Here is a 14,679-nt window from a genome sequence, read left to right as displayed (position 1 = left end):
GTCCTCGCGTTCTACGCTGGCGATATGACCGACTCCTGGGTGCGGGCCCTGCGCGACCGGATCGACGGCGAGGTCGACGACGACGCGCGCCGCCGCGCGGAGTACTCCTCGGACGCCTCGAACTATCGCGTCCTGCCGGCGGCGGTCGTCTACCCGCGCGGGGACGAGGATGTTGCCGCGGCCGTGCGATTCGCCCGCGAGGAAGGCAAGCCGATCACCGCACGCGGTGGCGGAACATCCGTGGCGGGCAATGCGATCGGGCCCGGACTGGTGCTCGACTTCAGCCGGTACATGAACGCCGTGCTGTCCATCGACGCCGAGAGCCGTTGTGCCCGAGTGCAGCCGGGTGTCGTACTGTCCGGCCTGCAGCAGGCCGCCGGACGCCACGGCCTGCGACTGGGGCCGGACCCGTCGACGCAGAACCGCTGCACCCTCGGCGGCATGATCGGCAACAATGCCTGCGGCCCGCGCGCGGTGTCCTGGGGTCGCACCTCCGATACCGTGCGTGGGCTGCGCATCCTCGACGGCACCGGCGCCGAGCGCGTACTGGCGGACGATCTCTCGGTGATGCCCGGACTGGCGGAGTTCACCCGCCGCAATCTGGCGACCCTGCGCACCGAGGTGGGCCGCTTCGATCGGCAGGCCTCGGGATACGGCCTGCAGTATCTGACTCCCGAACGCGGTGCGTCGATCGCCAAGGCGTTCGTCGGGTCCGAAGGCACGTGCGGCCTCGTTCTCGACGCGACCGTGGATCTGGTTCCGCTGCCGAACGCGACCGCGGTCGCGGTTCTCGGTTATCCCGATATGCCCGCCGCCGCCGACGATGTGAAGGCGGTGATGGCGGGCCGTCCGATCGCGGTCGAGGGCCTGGACGCGCGGCTGGTGGATGTCGTGCGCGCGCACGGACGCCCGGTACCGGAACTACCAGTCGGCGGAGCCTGGTTGTTCGTCGAATTCGCCGGAGACACCGAGGAATCGGCGTATGACAGCGCGGCCGCGGTGACCGCCGCCTGTGGCGCTCTCGACACCCGGATCGTCACCGACGCCGGGACGGCCGCGCGGCTGTGGCGGATTCGCGCCGACGGCGCCGGCCTCGCCGGGCGCACACCCGGGGGCGAACCGGCCTGGCCGGGCTGGGAGGACGCCGCCGTCCCGCCCGAACGTCTCGGTGACTACCTCCGCGATTTCGAACGGCTGATGGGCGATCACCGCGTCGACGGCCTGCTGTACGGCCATATCGGAGACGGGTGCATCCACGTCCGCCTCGACCTTCCGATCGCCCGTGCGCCGCAACGGTTCCGCGACTTCCTGTTCGACGCCACCGATCTCGTGGTCCGGTACGGCGGTTCGGCCTCCGGTGAGCACGGAGACGGCCGCGCCCGTTCGGAACTGCTGTCGCGCATGTACTCACCGGACGCCCTGCGCGTATTCGCCGAATTCAAGGGGCTTTTCGATCCGGACGCGGTTCTCAACCCGGCGGTTCTGGTCCGGCCCGAATCGGTCGACACCCACCTGCGTCTGCCCGGGCTGCGACGGGTTCCGACTGCGGGCGGTTTCCCGTTCCCCGCCGACGGCGATATCGGCGCGGCCGTGCATCGCTGCGTCGGCGTCGGAAAATGTCGCGCCGACACCCGCTCGACCGGCGGTTTCATGTGCCCGTCCTACCTCGCCACCGCCGATGAGAAGGACAGCACGAGAGGCCGCGCCCGGGTGCTGCAGGAGGTCGTGCGCGGCGCCCTGGACTGGCGTGACGAGGCGGTCGCGCAGTCGCTGGATCTGTGCCTGTCCTGCCGGGCCTGCTCGTCCGACTGCCCGGCCGGTGTCGATATGGCGACCTACAAATCCGAGACGCTGTACCGCGCGTACAAAGGACGGCCGCGACCGATCGACCACTATGTCCTCGGCCGGTTGCCGCGGTGGCTGGCGATGGGTACGAGAATGCCGCGAACGGTGAACGCGCTCACCGGTATTCGATGGCTACGGCGAACGGGTATGCGCCTGGCCGGGATGGATCCGCGACGGCCGGCGCCGCGACTGGCGCCGCGCTCGTTCCGCGCTCAGTGGGCGCATCGCGGACGGGACAGGCATCCCGACGGTCCCGTGGCGATGCTGTGGATCGACAGTTTCACCGATGCCTTCGCCCCCGAAATCGGCTGGGCGGCCGTCGAACTCGTGGAATCGGCCGGATATCGCGTGCGCATTCCGGATCGCCGGGTGTGCTGTGGCCTCACCTGGATCAGCACGGGTCAGCTCGACGGCGCGCGCAAGCGGTTGCGGGCGGTGCTCGACGCGGTGGAGGAACACGTCCGGGCGGGCGGCCCCGTGATAGGCCTGGAGCCGTCGTGCACGGCCGCGCTGCGATCGGATCTGCCGCAGTTGCTCCCGGACGATCCGCGCTCGGCTCCCACCGCCCGCGCGGTGCGCACGCTGGCGGAATTCCTGACGGAGCAACCGAATTGGCAGCCGCCGGACCGCTCGGGCGAGACCGTGGTGGTGCAGCCGCACTGTCATCAGCATGCCGTCACGGGGTTCGACGCCGACCGCCGGTTATTGCGGCGAACGGGTGCGAAGATCACCGAAATCAGTGGATGCTGCGGACTTGCTGGAAACTTCGGAATGCAATCCGGGCATTACGAGATTTCCGTCGCGGTCGCGGAGGGCGGATTACTCCCGGCACTGCGTGCGGCCGATGCGGCGACACCGCTGCTGGCCGACGGATTTTCCTGTCGAACCCAAGCCGAACAGTTGGCCGGCCGGCCGGGTCGTCATCTCGCGCAATATCTGAACGATCGATGATTCAGATGTCCGGAGGTCGCGGCGATGCGGAACCGCGCACGCCCGCCGCATCGACGCGCGGCGGGCGCGGGCGGTGACGGATCAGCTGCCGAACGGCAGGGTGCCCGGAGGAATTTGGTAGCCCGAGCTACCGGCGGATACTCCGCCCCACGCGCTGAGCAGCCAATTCAGGATGTTGGTAAGCATGGACACCTCCGTTGTGACATTGCCGAATGATTGCTGTCGACATCATTCCCCAGCGAAATCGGCGTGCGTGATCGTATCGTTACATGGTGGCGCGAACCCGTGACCTCCGCCATCTTCTCACCTGAGAGTTTCCTCGAGATATCGTTCCGCGCCGCGCCACCGGGCTTTCTCCGGCGGGTCCCCGCTCGGCGGCCCCCGCACGCGGCGCACAATGGGTCGGTGCGAGGACGCGGCAGGCCGATGATCGAGGACCCCCGATCCGGGCTGACCCCACCCCGGCACCGCTCCCCGCACACGAACGCCTCCCCGGCGAATCACGGCGGCACCGAACGCGGCCACTCCCGTACCCTCACCACCTCCCGGCCGATAGCCCTCGCGGCCACCCTCGCCCCGCTGCGCCGGGGGCAGGGCGATCCGTGCCATCGCGTCACGCCCGACGGCGCCCACTGGCGAGCGTCGCGCATGCCGAGCGGGCCGGTGACCTACCGCCTCGTCCAGGCCGGCACCGACGTGGTCGCGGCGCGGGCCTGGGGCCCGGGTGCGGCGGAATTCCTCGACCAGCTGCCCCGGATGCTCTGTGTCGACGAGGAACTCGACGACTTCGCGCCCGAACATCCCCGCATCGCCGAGGCGCACCGGCGTCATCCCGGCCTGCACATGCTCCGCACCGGATTGGTCTTCGAAGCCTTGGTGCCGGCCGTGCTCGAGCAGCGGGTGCACACCATCACCGCTCGCGGGTCGTATCGAAAGCTGGTGTGGCAGTACGGCGAACCGGCGCCGGGGCCGACGCCCGCGCCGATGCGGGTGCCGCCGTCGGCGCAGACCTGGCGCTATATCCCGTCCTGGGTCTATCACCGCGCCAATGTCGATCCGCAGCGTTCGCGCACGATCGTCACCGCCGCGCGGATGGCGGAGAAGCTGGAGGCCGCCGCGACGATGGCGCCGGAGCAGGCCGCCGAGCGGCTGCGCGCGGTGCCGGGGATCGGGGTGTGGACGGCCGCGGAGATCGCGCAGCGGGCCCTCGGTGACGCCGACGCGCTGTCGGTCGGTGATTTCCATCTGGCCGCGATCGTCGGCTGGAGCCTGCTGGGCCGCCCGCTCGACGACGAGGGCATGGTCGAGTATCTCGAACCGCTACGCCCGCATCGCTATCGGGCGATCCGGCTGCTCGAGATATCCGGTCAGGCGCGCAAGCCGGCGTTCGGCCCGCGCACCCCACTGGTCGACCACAGCCGGATCTGAGCTGAATCAGGGCTGCGCCGTGGCCTGGGCGGCGGTCCGGGCGCGATGCAAGGCCTCGGGCACCGGGATGCGGCCGAGGAACATCTCGTCGAAGATCGGGTCGATCGCCTGCAGTGCGGCCGCGAATCCCGGCCCGCCACCCGACGCGATGCGCGGCCCGTTCAGCACATCGAAGAACGGTGACACGTCGATCCCTCGTGCCGCCCAATAGTCCCGGTACAGATGCTGATCGGCCGTCACCGCCGGAATGGTCTGCCCACCGGCCGCCAGATAGCGGTTGCCGGCTGCGCTGCCGAGCCAGGTCAGCACGCGCCGCACCGCGTCGGGATGGGCGGTGTGGGCATCGGCGGCGATGCCGATCGCATTGTCGGTGCTCACCCGCCCCGCGGGCCCGGCCGGAATCATCGCGATCCCCCAGCCGAAGCGCGCCTGCTGTGCGATCTGCGCCAGAGTGAAACTCCCGGATTGGAACAGCGCCAGTTTGCCCTGTAGGAAGGCGTTCTTCGCGAAGTCACTGCCGCTGCGGGTATCGGCCGCCGGTGGGGTGAGCCCCGCCCGAACCAGGCCCACAAGATATCCGAAGGCATCCACACCCTGTGGACTGTCGAAGACGTACCGATCCCCGTCCTGGAATCGCCCACCCGCCGATCCCAGATACGGCAGCGACAGCGACTGGAAATCGTTGGCCGCGTTGTAAGCCCACGGCACGGCAGCGGTGATCCGGCGCAACAACGGCTCGAAGGAATCCGGTCCGTGCGGATTCCAGGTCGCGCGTGCGAGCTCCGCGGGGTCGATTCCGGCCGCGGTCAGCACGTCGCGGTTGTAATAGACCGCCGTACCACCGTCCACGAATTGCGGTACCGCCCAGAGCTTTCCGTGGCGCGTGTACTGCTCCACCGCGCCCGGATCCCACTGCCGCACCGCGTCGGGGCCCAGCATCGCGCCGATATCGGCCAGCCGCCCGGCATCGGCGTAATCGGTGTACAGATTCGTCCAGAACAGGTCGTCCACCGTGCCGCCCGCCACGTCGAGCCGCAATTTCTGCTGATAGGACGCCCACGGCACCACCGTGATCCGGACCTCGACATCCGGTTCGGCTCGCTGGAATTCGTCGAGTGCGGCGCGATAGGCCGGTACGAAACTCGCATCCCAGATCCGCAGCCGGATCACCGTGCGACCCGTCCCGCCCGCACCGTCGTGACCCAGCCACAGCGCCGCGGTCACCAGCAGGACCATGCCGAGCGCGACGGCGAGCACGTTCAGCGTCGAGGTCTTCACGGCTCTCATTTCAGGCCCGTCCATGCGACGGAACGCAGCACCTGCCGCTGGAACACCACGAACAGCACCAGCAGCGGCACGATCGCCAGCGTCGTCGCCGCCATCACCAGCGTCCACTGCTCGTTGTAGCGGGTCTGCAGATCCGCGGTCGCTACCGTGAGCACCTGCCAGCGGCCCGAGCCGGCGACCAGCGGCCACAGGAAGCCGTTCCACTGGGTCACCACGGTGATCACCGCGAGTGTCGCCAGAACGGGACGGCTCATCGGGACCACGACGTGCACGATCACATCGAGGGTGTTCGCGCCGTCCAACCGCGCCGCCCCGATCAACTCGCGCGGTATGCCCCGGAAGTATTGGCGCAGCAGGAAGATCGCGTACGGCGAGCCGAAGACGAACGGCAGCACCAGCGCCCAGAAGGTGTTCAGCCACCCCAGGTGCGCGAACATCAGATACAGCGGAATCAGCGTGACGATCGGCGGCACCATCATGGTGGCCAGATAGATCCAGAACAGCAGATCGCGGCCGCGAAACTCGGTGCAGGCGAACGCGTATGCGGCGGCGATGGAGGTGATCAGCTGCCCGGCGGTGATGAACGCGGTCATCAACGCCGTCACCAGCACCGCACGGCCGAACCCCTGGTCGAACACGGCGCGGAAGTTGTCCCAGGTCGTCGGATCCGGCAGTGCGAGCGGAGATTCCGTGGCGAACTGCCCCGGCGTCTTCACGGCCGTGAACGCGCCCAGCACGAGCGGCGCCACCGTGCACACCGCGCCCGCGAGCAGCAGCAGGTAGGCGGCAACCGACCGCGCCGCCGCTGAACGCCGATGCCGGACATCAGAATTCATAGCTGGTCCTGGTGCGGAAGTAGCGGTGCTGGAGCACGGTGATCGACAGCATGATCACGCACACCACGATCGCCATGACCGCCGCCCGCCCGGGCCGCGCCGCGTCGAACGCTTCCGAGAAGATCTGCATCGCCACCATATTCGTGCGTTCGCCCGGACCGCCCTTGGTCAGCGCGTAGACGGTGTCGAAGGTCTGGAACGCGGTGATGGTCCCGGTGACCAGCACGAAGAACAGGGTGGGCCGCAGCAGCGGCAGTGTCAGCCAGCGAATCCGCCGCCAGCCGGTGGCCCCGTCCAGCGCCCCCGCCTCGTGGATCTCCGGCGGTATCGCCCGCAGACCCGCGACGAAGAACAGGGCCACATAGCCGACGTTCGACCAGATGCTCACCGCCGCAACCGAAGGCAGGGCCAGCGCCGGATCGGCCAGCCATTCGATCCGCCGGCCCAGTAGTGCGTTGAGCGCACCGTCGGTGGGGGCGAACAGCCAGCGCCAGATCACGCCGACCGCCACCGGCGCGCACATCCAGGGCAGTGCGAACAGCACCCGGAACGCACCACCGGCACGCCGACGCACGAGCAGCGCGGCCACCGCGAAGCCGAGGACGGTCTGCAGCGGCACCACGAGCAGGGTGAGCGCACCCGTCACCAGCAGCGAGTGGCCGAACGCGCCATCGGACAGCACCGAGCGCCAATTGCGCAGGCCCACGAATTCCATGGGCCCGAGCAGATTCCAGCTGTGCAGGCTGAGCCAGCCGACCAGCACGATCGGCAGGATCAGGAAGACCCCGATCCCGAACAGGCTCGGCGCCAGCAGCACCCAACTCGTCACGGCACGACGAACCGCTCGTCGGTTCACAGCAGGTGACGCTACCGGGCGCCCGGTGCCGGCGACGGGCTCACTCAGTCCAGCGGACCGCCGGCGACGTAGACGACCTGCCCGGAGACGAAGCCGGCGCCCTCGCTCACCAGGAACGACGCGGTGTGCGCGATATCCTCGGGCCGGCCCACCCGCTGCACCGGGATCTGGGCGGCGGCCGCCTTCTGGAAGTCCTCGAACGGCACGCCGACCCGCTCGGCGGTCGCGGCGGTCATATCGGTGACGATGAAGCCGGGCGCGATGGCATTGGCCGTGACACCGAATTTGCCGAGTTCCAGCGCGAGGGTCTTGGTGAAGCCCTGCAGCCCGGCCTTGGCCGCCGAGTAGTTGACCTGGCCACGGTTGCCCTGCGCCGAACTGCTCGACATGTTCACGATGCGACCCCACTTGGCGTCGACCATGTACTTCTGCACCGCGCGGCTCATGAGGAACGCGCCGCGCAGGTGCACGTTCATCACCGCGTCCCAGTCGTCGACGCTCATCTTGAACAGCAGATTGTCACGCAGGATGCCGGCGTTGTTGACCAGGACGGTCGGCGGTCCGAGCTCGTCGGCCAGCTTCGTCACCGCGGCAGCGACCGAATCCTCGTTCGAGACGTCGGCGCCCAGTGCGACGGCCCGGCCACCGGCGTCGGTGATCGCCTGGACCGTGTCGGCGCAGTGCGCCGCGTCCAGGTCGAGTACGCCGACCTTCAGTCCGTCCTGAGCCAGCCGGGTCGCGATCGCGGCTCCGATGCCTCGTGCCGCGCCGGTGACGACGGCAACGCGTTCAGCCATTGGCGGTCCTCCTGTACCTCTCGGAACATTCGCTGTGAGAGAACGGTACGCGCCGCTATTCCACCCCCGGCGGCGGCAGCCGCTATTCCACCCACAGCGACCAGATACTGCTGCGTCCCTGTCCTTCGCAGACCAGGGCGTGCCCGTCCGGGGTGCGGGCCGTCTTGTCCAGACCGGGATCGCATTTCGCGCCGCCCTCGTACACCGCCGTCGACACCGAGTACGGCCCGGTCCAGCGATAGCCGCTGCTGCCGTGCAGGCACAGCAGGGTGGTGCCGTCGGTCGCGGACCCGATCAATCCGGCCTGGGCCTGCGTGCACACCTCACCCTTGGCCGCCGAGACGGGCCCGGCGGGAGCGGCCGTGGTGGTGGCCGGTGGGGTGGGCGGCGGTGTCACCACCGTCGTCGGTGCGACGGTCCGGGAGGTCGCGGTATTCGAGGTGGCGGTGTCGGTGCTGAGCGCGGCGGGAACCGTGCCCAGCGTGGTGTGCGGCAGGGTGACGCCCGAAAGCACCAGCGCCGCAGCCAGAACCAACACTTCGGCGAGGCCGAGCAACAGGGCCGACATCGCCATCACCCGCCCGCGCGGATGGCTGAAGGCGATCAGCCCGAATACGATTGCCACCGGGAACAATCCGAGCAGTGCGGCCACCAGCGCGACGATCGCGTACGGATTGACGATCGGCGGCACCTCGACCCGCAGCCGACCGGTGCGGCGACGATTGGGTGCGCTGTCCCAGCGATCGTCCTCGGCTTCGGCCGCCGGCCGGCGCCGGTTCGGTGTGGTTTCCCAGCGTTCGTCGGAGGGTTCGGCGACTCGCGGATTGGCGGCCCGTCGCGGCGGTGGCGGCTCCCAGCGGTCGTCCGCGGAGACCGGCTCGTCGGCCCAGTACTCCTCCTCGGCGACCTCGGGCCAGCGTTCGTCCGCGTACTGTTTGCGGGCCATGTGGTTCCTCTCGGTCGTGCAGGAACCTGGACACGCGGACCCCGCCCGTTACCGAGAAGAATAGGTGGATCGGCGCGACCCGCAACCCCCGTCTCTTCAGGGCCGGGCGACGGCGCGCCCGGAGGCGCCGGACGTCATCCCCGAGCGTCCGGCGCGCGCCGCTACACCTCGTCGATCACATGCTCGCCGACGAAGGCGATCCGGATCGCCAGCAGCCAACCGGCAATCGCGAGAACGATGCGGTCGTACAGATCCGGTCCACGGCGGCGCGCATGGCGCGGGCGGTGGGCGCCGCCGACGGGTAGCGGCCGGGTCTCCGGTAGCCGGGCCGCCGCGCGGTATCCCCCGCCGACCCGGTGCCGTGCGTGTCGGTGGGCGGCATGCCGGGCGCCTCCCCCGGCGAACGCGGTCACGGGATGGCCCGATCGTCGAGGACACAGCGGCCCTGTTCGACCAGCACCGCCCGCGCCCGCCGCCTGACCACGCACGTGTCGACGGTGCAGTCGAGGTGCAGTTGCATTGCGGCATGGGCTTGTTCGACGGTCATGATGCCCGGATCGGCGCCGCAGCGCAGCAGCCCGGCGACCGGCATGTGCAGATTCGTCAGTTGCATTCGGACACCCCCGCCGCGAACCGGCGGCGCGGTGGAGCTGGTGGATCCTGTGGTCCGGTCGCGGCGCGGCCGGTCGAAGCGGACGAAAGTTCGCTGGTCATCAACGACGACCCGATGACATGAACAGCCATGACTCCTCGTTCCTGCATGCGATACCCGACTGTGCCCGGCGAGCCGACTCCGGGGCCCCGCTGCGAGCACACTCCCAGCATCCATCAGATCGGCGCTGCGCGGGGCGGAATCGCCGATCCCGTCCGATTCCCAGCGAATCGCCAGCACCGAAACAGCTTGGGAGAACAGGACTTTTCGCATCCGCTCGAGCCTCGCTACCTGCGAACACGTCGGGCATGCCGCCGCGCACCGGCTCCGAGCCGGCGACCCGAAATATTTGCCCGCAGATCACGAAACCACACCCGTTTCGCAACGAACGTATGTTTACCCAGGCCGTGATCGGGTAATCAGAATGACATGGATCGCGGGCTGAGAAATACCTCACCTCGGTACCGCAAACTGCTTCCGGGTGATTGGGTCGAACATCTGATCGTCGGAATGTTGTTCGTGGTATCGGCCGTCGGGGTTTACGTACTGACCGGGGCCATGCTCTCGTCACTGCTGATAGGGGCACTGGTCGCGGTGGTCGCGATCGGGGTCGTGACAATGCTGTAGCCGGTCGGAGATTCGACCGGCTACCTGATTTCCCTTATTCGAAACGAACTGAATCAACGGCGGAATCGGCGGCGAATATCGTCGCCGATTCCGCCGTCGAATTATCGCCGGAACAATTTGTTACCCAACCAGACGACCGGATCGTATTTCCGATCCACAACCCTTTCCTTCATCGGAATGAGGGCATTGTCGGTGATCTTGATGTGTTCCGGGCACACCTCGGTGCAGCATTTGGTGATGTTGCAGTAGCCGAGCCCGAACTCCTCCTGCGCCATCTCGCGCCGGTCGGCCACATCCAGGGGATGCATCTCCAACTCGGCCACCCGCATCAGATACCGCGGCCCCGCGAAGGCGTTCTTGTTGTCTTCGTGGTCGCGCACGACGTGACAGGTGTTCTGGCACAGGAAACATTCGATGCACTTGCGGAACTCCTGCGAACGTTCCACATCTCGCTGCTGCATCCGGTAGTCACCCGGCTTCAGATCGGCCGGCGGCGTGAAAGACGGTATCTCCCTGGCCTTCTGATAGTTGAAGGAGACATCCGTGACGAGGTCACGGATGACCGGGAAGGTGCGCATCGGCGTCACCGTCACCACCTCGTCGGCGGCGAAGGTCGACATTCGGGTCATACACATCAGGCGCGGGCGGCCGTTCACCTCGGCCGAACAGGAACCGCACTTACCGGCCTTGCAGTTCCAGCGCACCGCCAGATCCGGAGCCTGGGTGGCCTGCAACCGGTGAATGATGTCGAGGACGACCTCGCCCTCGTTCACCTCCACGGTGTAGTCCTGCAGTTCGCCCTTGTCGTCGTCACCGCGCCATACGCGGAAGTGGGCATCGTAACCCATTGCTACTCATCCCCTTTCGCGGATGATTCGGCGGCCGCGGGATGAGCGGCGGTCTCCGCCGGGGTGTAATACTTCTCCAGCTCGCTCAACTCGAACAGGGCGAGCAGATCCGGCCGCATCGGCTTCTGATCCTCCGAGGTGACCGTCACCGGCGGCACGGTCTGGCCCACACCGTCCGGATCGGTCCGGCACACCAGCAGCCGATTGCGCCACTGCGGGTCCATCTGCGGATGGTCGTCGCGGGTGTGACCGCCGCGGCTCTCGGTGCGCAGCAGCGCCGCCTGCGCGACACATTCGCTGACCAGCAACATGTTTCGAAGGTCGAGTGCGAGATGCCAGCCGGGGTTGAACTGCCGGTGACCCTCGACGGTCACACTGTCGTAGCGCTCCCGCAGTTCACCCAGACGGCCGATGGCCTGTTCCAGCTCGTGCTCCTTGCGGATGATGCCGACCAGGTCGTTCATCGTCTGCTGCAGATCCGTGTGCAGGGTGTACGGGTTCTCCCCGGTCCCCGTGGCCGGCGGATCGAAGGGCGCCAGTGCGGATTTCGCGGCCGCGTCGATATCGGCGTCGGCGACGGCCGGACGCTGTGCCAGCTGTTCGACGTAGGTGGCCGCGCCCAGCCCGGCGCGTCGCCCGAAGACCAGCAGGTCCGACAGCGAGTTGCCGCCGAGGCGGTTGGATCCGTGCATACCGCCGGAACATTCACCGGCGGCGAACAATCCGGGCACGGTGGCCGCGCCGGTGTCGGGATCGACCTCGATGCCGCCCATCACGTAGTGACAGGTCGGCCCGACCTCCATCGGCTCCTTGGTGATGTCGACATCGGCCAGCTCCTTGAACTGGTGATGCATCGACGGCAACCGCCGCATGATCTCGGCGGCCGGCAGCCGGGAGGCGATGTCGAGGTACACCCCGCCGTGCTCCGTGCCGCGCCCGGCCTTGACCTCTTCGTTGATCGCGCGGGCCACCTCGTCGCGCGGCAGCAGGTCCGGGGTGCGGCGCGCGGAATCGTTGTCGCGCAACCACTGATCGGCCTCGTCCTCGGTCTCGGCGTACTGGCCCTTGAACACCGCCGGGATGTACTCGAACATGAACCGCTTGCCCTCGGTGTTCTTGAGCACGCCTCCGTCACCGCGCACACCCTCGGTGACCAGAATGCCCTTCACACTCGGCGGCCAGACCATACCGGTCGGATGGAACTGCAGGAATTCCATATTGATCAGCGAGGCTCCGGCGCGCAGCGCGAGGGCATGACCGTCGCCGGTGTACTCCCACGAGTTCGAGGTGACCTTGTAGGACTTGCCCACCCCGCCGGTGGCCAGCACGACCGCCGGAGTCTCGAACAGGACGAACCGTCCCGACTCCCGCCAGTACCCGAACGCACCCGAGATGGCGCCTGTGTCATTGGAGCGGGATCGGGCGCCCTCCGTGGTTACGCCCGCTGCCTCCTCCGGGCGCTGACCGATACCGCTCGTGTCCTTGAGCAGATCGGTGATCGTGCATTCGGCGAACACCTTGATCCGGGCCTCGTAATCGCCGGTCGCGGCATAATCCTCCTGTTGCAGCGAGACGATCTTCTGCTGCATGGTGCGGATGATCTCGAGGCCGGTGCGGTCGCCGACATGGGCGAGGCGGGGATAGGTGTGCCCGCCGAAGTTGCGCTGGCTGATCCGCCCGTCGGGCGTCCGGTCGAACAGCGCCCCGTACGTCTCCAGCTCCCACACCCGCTCGGGTGCCTCCTGGGCGTGCAGTTCGGCCATGCGCCAGTTGTTGAGGAATTTTCCGCCGCGCATGGTGTCGCGGAAATGCGTCTGCCAGTTGTCCTTCTCGTTGGCATTGCCCATCGAGGCGGCGCATCCGCCTTCGGCCATGACCGTATGGGCCTTGCCGAACAACGATTTACACACCACCGCCACCGAGAGGCCGCGTTCGCGCGCTTCGATCACCGCACGCAGGCCGGCGCCACCGGCACCGATCACGACGACGTCGTACTTGTGCCGTTCGACTTCAGGCATGAAACGAATACTCCTGGGACACTGAGGAATGGGGCTCTATGGCGTTGTCTGTCGCCGGAATCAACCGATGAAACGCGGATCGGAGATGGTCCCGCTGGCGACGAGCATGATGTAGAAGTCGGTGATCGCCAGGGTGGCCAGCGTGGTCCATGCCAGCTGCATGTGACGCGTGTTCAACTTCGACACCTGCGTCCACATCCAGTAGCGCACCGGATGGGCGGAGAAGTGTTTGAGACGGCCGCCGGTGATGTGCCGGCAGGAGTGACACGAGATCGTATATGCCCACAGCAGAACGACATTCACCACCAGGACGATGTTGCCCAGGCCGAAGCCGAAGCCACCGTCCTTGCCGTGGAACGCCATGACCGCGTCGTAGGTGTTGACCACCGACACGACGACCGCGACATAGAAGAAGTAGCGGTGCACGTTCTGGATGATCAGCGGAAGCCGCGTCTCACCGGTGTATTTGCCGTGCGGTTCGGCGACCGCGCAGGCCGGCGGCGAGAACCACACCGCGCGGTAGTAGGCCTTGCGGTAGTAGTAACAGGTCAACCGGAACAGCAGTAGGAACGGCAGCACCAGGAAACCGAGCGGAATCCACATCGGCAGGTTGCCGACCCAGTGCCCGAAGTGGCTCGAACCCTCGACGCACGAGGTACTCACGCAGGGTGAGTAGAACGGCGTCAGATAGTGGTAGTCGGAGACCCAATATGCCGTTCGCACAAAGGCTCTCACGGTTGCGTAGATGATGAATGCGGCTAGTCCGAGCACCGTGAGCAGTGGGGGGACCCACCATCGGTCGGTACGCAGAGTGCGTGTGGAAATGGCCGCGCGGCCTTTGCTGAAAACTCCCGTGCCCGCCTCGGGGGCGCGTGTCGGTGCTGCGCTCACTGCAAGCTGCCTCGCTGGTCTACCCCGTGGAACGTCATCGTTACCTCCGGCGTCGAATGTGATGCTGAGCACCATACGACAACCGGGCTATGACTCGAGGCCGGTCCAGGCAAGAACTATCGCCGCCCCGTCCTATGATTTGCGCCACATTTTCTGGGCGCTCGACGGCGGCGGTACAGCGAGTGAATGACGAGCTACTTCGGACCTTCTTCGCGAATACCGTGGAGCGGGAACCGACGGGCCGCAGCGCCGTCGCGGCGGAATGGACGGCCGCCGCGACGGCCCGTGCTGCTGGTGAATGTCGGGTTACTTGGTGCGCGGCCTCGAATGGAAGCCGAGGCCCTCGTCCTGTGCGCCCATCCATGCCGCCTCGTCGGACTTGCTGTCCGGCACGTAGATGACCTCCTGCTGCCTGCGGCTGTCCACCTCGGGCGGCGGGGTGTGTTCGAACTCCTCGGCGTCGATGGTGAGTCGTTCGAGATCGTTCTCCAGCCGGCGGACCGAGTTGGCATCTCCGTAGTGGGTGCGCAACGCGCCGACGCATTGCCGGAGCTGTCCGACCGCGAAGCGCAGTTCGGCGATCTCACTGCGTGTCATCGAAACCTCCTGGTGCTTCCGGGCCGATCACCGGATCCGATCCCGCCCGCGAGGCAAGATCAATTTTGTGACGGACCGCACATCGTGATCTACAACACAT

General features: G+C 67.6%; 14 protein-coding genes. 3 read left to right on the top strand and 11 right to left on the bottom strand.

The window, feature by feature from the left end; all coding sequences use genetic code 11:
• Positions 1 to 24: 24 nt before the first annotated feature.
• Both ON23_RS27415 and ON23_RS27410 read left to right on the top strand, forming a co-directional pair.
• On the top strand, positions 25 to 2,796 hold the full coding sequence (locus ON23_RS27415) for an FAD-binding and (Fe-S)-binding domain-containing protein (RefSeq protein WP_039781771.1): 2,772 nt from the start codon (positions 25 to 27) through the stop codon (positions 2,794 to 2,796).
• A gap of 426 nt (positions 2,797 to 3,222) precedes the next feature.
• Positions 3,223 to 4,224, top strand: a complete 1,002-nt coding sequence (locus tag ON23_RS27410; RefSeq protein ID WP_244970070.1) for a DNA-3-methyladenine glycosylase family protein — start codon at positions 3,223 to 3,225, stop codon at positions 4,222 to 4,224.
• 6 nt (positions 4,225 to 4,230) lie between these two features.
• Here ON23_RS27410 and ON23_RS27405 read toward each other — a convergent pair whose 3' ends face one another.
• The 7 genes from ON23_RS27405 to ON23_RS27375 form a co-directional block, all read right to left on the bottom strand.
• Positions 4,231 to 5,511, bottom strand: a complete 1,281-nt coding sequence (locus tag ON23_RS27405; protein WP_039781731.1) for an ABC transporter substrate-binding protein — start codon at positions 5,509 to 5,511, stop codon at positions 4,231 to 4,233.
• Complete coding sequence (locus ON23_RS27400; RefSeq protein WP_051043454.1) at positions 5,508 to 6,347, bottom strand: carbohydrate ABC transporter permease; 840 nt, start codon at positions 6,345 to 6,347, stop codon at positions 5,508 to 5,510. The genes ON23_RS27405 and ON23_RS27400 overlap by 4 nt, the downstream gene beginning before the upstream one ends.
• The gene (locus ON23_RS27395; protein WP_039781730.1) at positions 6,337 to 7,203 is read right to left on the bottom strand and encodes a carbohydrate ABC transporter permease; all 867 of its coding nucleotides are present in this window, start codon (positions 7,201 to 7,203) and stop codon (positions 6,337 to 6,339) included. The genes ON23_RS27400 and ON23_RS27395 overlap by 11 nt, the downstream gene beginning before the upstream one ends.
• Positions 7,204 to 7,247: 44 nt before the next feature.
• Complete coding sequence (fabG, locus tag ON23_RS27390) at positions 7,248 to 8,000, bottom strand: 3-oxoacyl-ACP reductase FabG (RefSeq protein ID WP_036507270.1); 753 nt, start codon at positions 7,998 to 8,000, stop codon at positions 7,248 to 7,250.
• 82 nt (positions 8,001 to 8,082) lie between these two features.
• Positions 8,083 to 8,946: a DUF4190 domain-containing protein gene (locus tag ON23_RS27385; RefSeq protein WP_039781728.1), complete on the bottom strand. Its 864-nt coding sequence runs from the start codon at positions 8,944 to 8,946 to the stop codon at positions 8,083 to 8,085.
• A 161-nt stretch (positions 8,947 to 9,107) separates the two neighbouring features.
• Positions 9,108 to 9,359, bottom strand: coding sequence for a hypothetical protein (locus ON23_RS27380; RefSeq protein ID WP_039781727.1), 252 nt, complete (start codon positions 9,357 to 9,359; stop codon positions 9,108 to 9,110).
• On the bottom strand, positions 9,356 to 9,559 hold the full coding sequence (locus ON23_RS27375) for a hypothetical protein (protein WP_036507264.1): 204 nt from the start codon (positions 9,557 to 9,559) through the stop codon (positions 9,356 to 9,358). Before ON23_RS27375 ends, ON23_RS27380 begins: the two co-directional genes overlap by 4 nt.
• Positions 9,560 to 10,027: 468 nt before the next feature.
• On the opposite strand from ON23_RS27375, the gene ON23_RS27370 reads away from it, so the two are divergent.
• The gene (locus ON23_RS27370) at positions 10,028 to 10,225 is read left to right on the top strand and encodes a hypothetical protein (protein ID WP_039781724.1); all 198 of its coding nucleotides are present in this window, start codon (positions 10,028 to 10,030) and stop codon (positions 10,223 to 10,225) included.
• 101 nt (positions 10,226 to 10,326) lie between these two features.
• Here ON23_RS27370 and ON23_RS27365 read toward each other — a convergent pair whose 3' ends face one another.
• The 4 genes from ON23_RS27365 to ON23_RS27350 form a co-directional block, all read right to left on the bottom strand.
• On the bottom strand, positions 10,327 to 11,073 hold the full coding sequence (locus ON23_RS27365; protein ID WP_039781722.1) for a succinate dehydrogenase/fumarate reductase iron-sulfur subunit: 747 nt from the start codon (positions 11,071 to 11,073) through the stop codon (positions 10,327 to 10,329).
• Positions 11,074 to 11,075: 2 nt separating this feature from the next.
• Positions 11,076 to 13,091: a fumarate reductase/succinate dehydrogenase flavoprotein subunit gene (locus ON23_RS27360; RefSeq protein WP_039781719.1), complete on the bottom strand. Its 2,016-nt coding sequence runs from the start codon at positions 13,089 to 13,091 to the stop codon at positions 11,076 to 11,078.
• Between the two features lie 60 nt (positions 13,092 to 13,151).
• A complete protein-coding gene (gene sdhC, locus ON23_RS27355; RefSeq protein ID WP_039781718.1) occupies positions 13,152 to 13,982 on the bottom strand; it encodes a succinate dehydrogenase subunit SdhC in 831 nt (276 codons plus the stop codon).
• A gap of 306 nt (positions 13,983 to 14,288) precedes the next feature.
• Positions 14,289 to 14,579: an Rv0250c family protein gene (locus ON23_RS27350; protein WP_030514117.1), complete on the bottom strand. Its 291-nt coding sequence runs from the start codon at positions 14,577 to 14,579 to the stop codon at positions 14,289 to 14,291.
• Between the last annotated feature and the right edge of the window lie 100 nt (positions 14,580 to 14,679).

Origin of the sequence: Nocardia cerradoensis NBRC 101014 (assembly GCF_000308535.1) — a bacterium.
Taxonomy (GTDB): Bacteria; Actinomycetota; Actinomycetes; order Mycobacteriales; family Mycobacteriaceae; genus Nocardia; species Nocardia cerradoensis.
The sequence above is the reverse complement of the archived record's forward strand: the minus strand, read 5'-3'. Positions and strand labels throughout refer to the sequence as shown.

Bases quoted from the DNA above. Each gene is read 5' to 3' on its own strand.
- ON23_RS27415 (WP_039781771.1), top strand. From the start codon at position 25: ATGACCGACTCCTGGGTGCGGGCCCTGCGCGACCGGATCGACGGCGAG.
- ON23_RS27410 (WP_244970070.1), top strand. From the start codon at position 3,223: ATGATCGAGGACCCCCGATCCGGGCTGACCCCACCCCGGCACCGCTCC.
- ON23_RS27405 (WP_039781731.1), bottom strand. From the start codon at position 5,511: ATGAGAGCCGTGAAGACCTCGACGCTGAACGTGCTCGCCGTCGCGCTC.
- ON23_RS27400 (WP_051043454.1), bottom strand. From the start codon at position 6,347: ATGAATTCTGATGTCCGGCATCGGCGTTCAGCGGCGGCGCGGTCGGTT.
- fabG (WP_036507270.1), bottom strand. From the start codon at position 8,000: ATGGCTGAACGCGTTGCCGTCGTCACCGGCGCGGCACGAGGCATCGGA.
- ON23_RS27385 (WP_039781728.1), bottom strand. From the start codon at position 8,946: ATGGCCCGCAAACAGTACGCGGACGAACGCTGGCCCGAGGTCGCCGAG.
- ON23_RS27375 (WP_036507264.1), bottom strand. From the start codon at position 9,559: ATGCAACTGACGAATCTGCACATGCCGGTCGCCGGGCTGCTGCGCTGC.
- ON23_RS27370 (WP_039781724.1), top strand. From the start codon at position 10,028: ATGGATCGCGGGCTGAGAAATACCTCACCTCGGTACCGCAAACTGCTT.
- ON23_RS27365 (WP_039781722.1), bottom strand. From the start codon at position 11,073: ATGGGTTACGATGCCCACTTCCGCGTATGGCGCGGTGACGACGACAAG.
- ON23_RS27360 (WP_039781719.1), bottom strand. From the start codon at position 13,091: ATGCCTGAAGTCGAACGGCACAAGTACGACGTCGTCGTGATCGGTGCC.
- ON23_RS27350 (WP_030514117.1), bottom strand. From the start codon at position 14,579: ATGACACGCAGTGAGATCGCCGAACTGCGCTTCGCGGTCGGACAGCTC.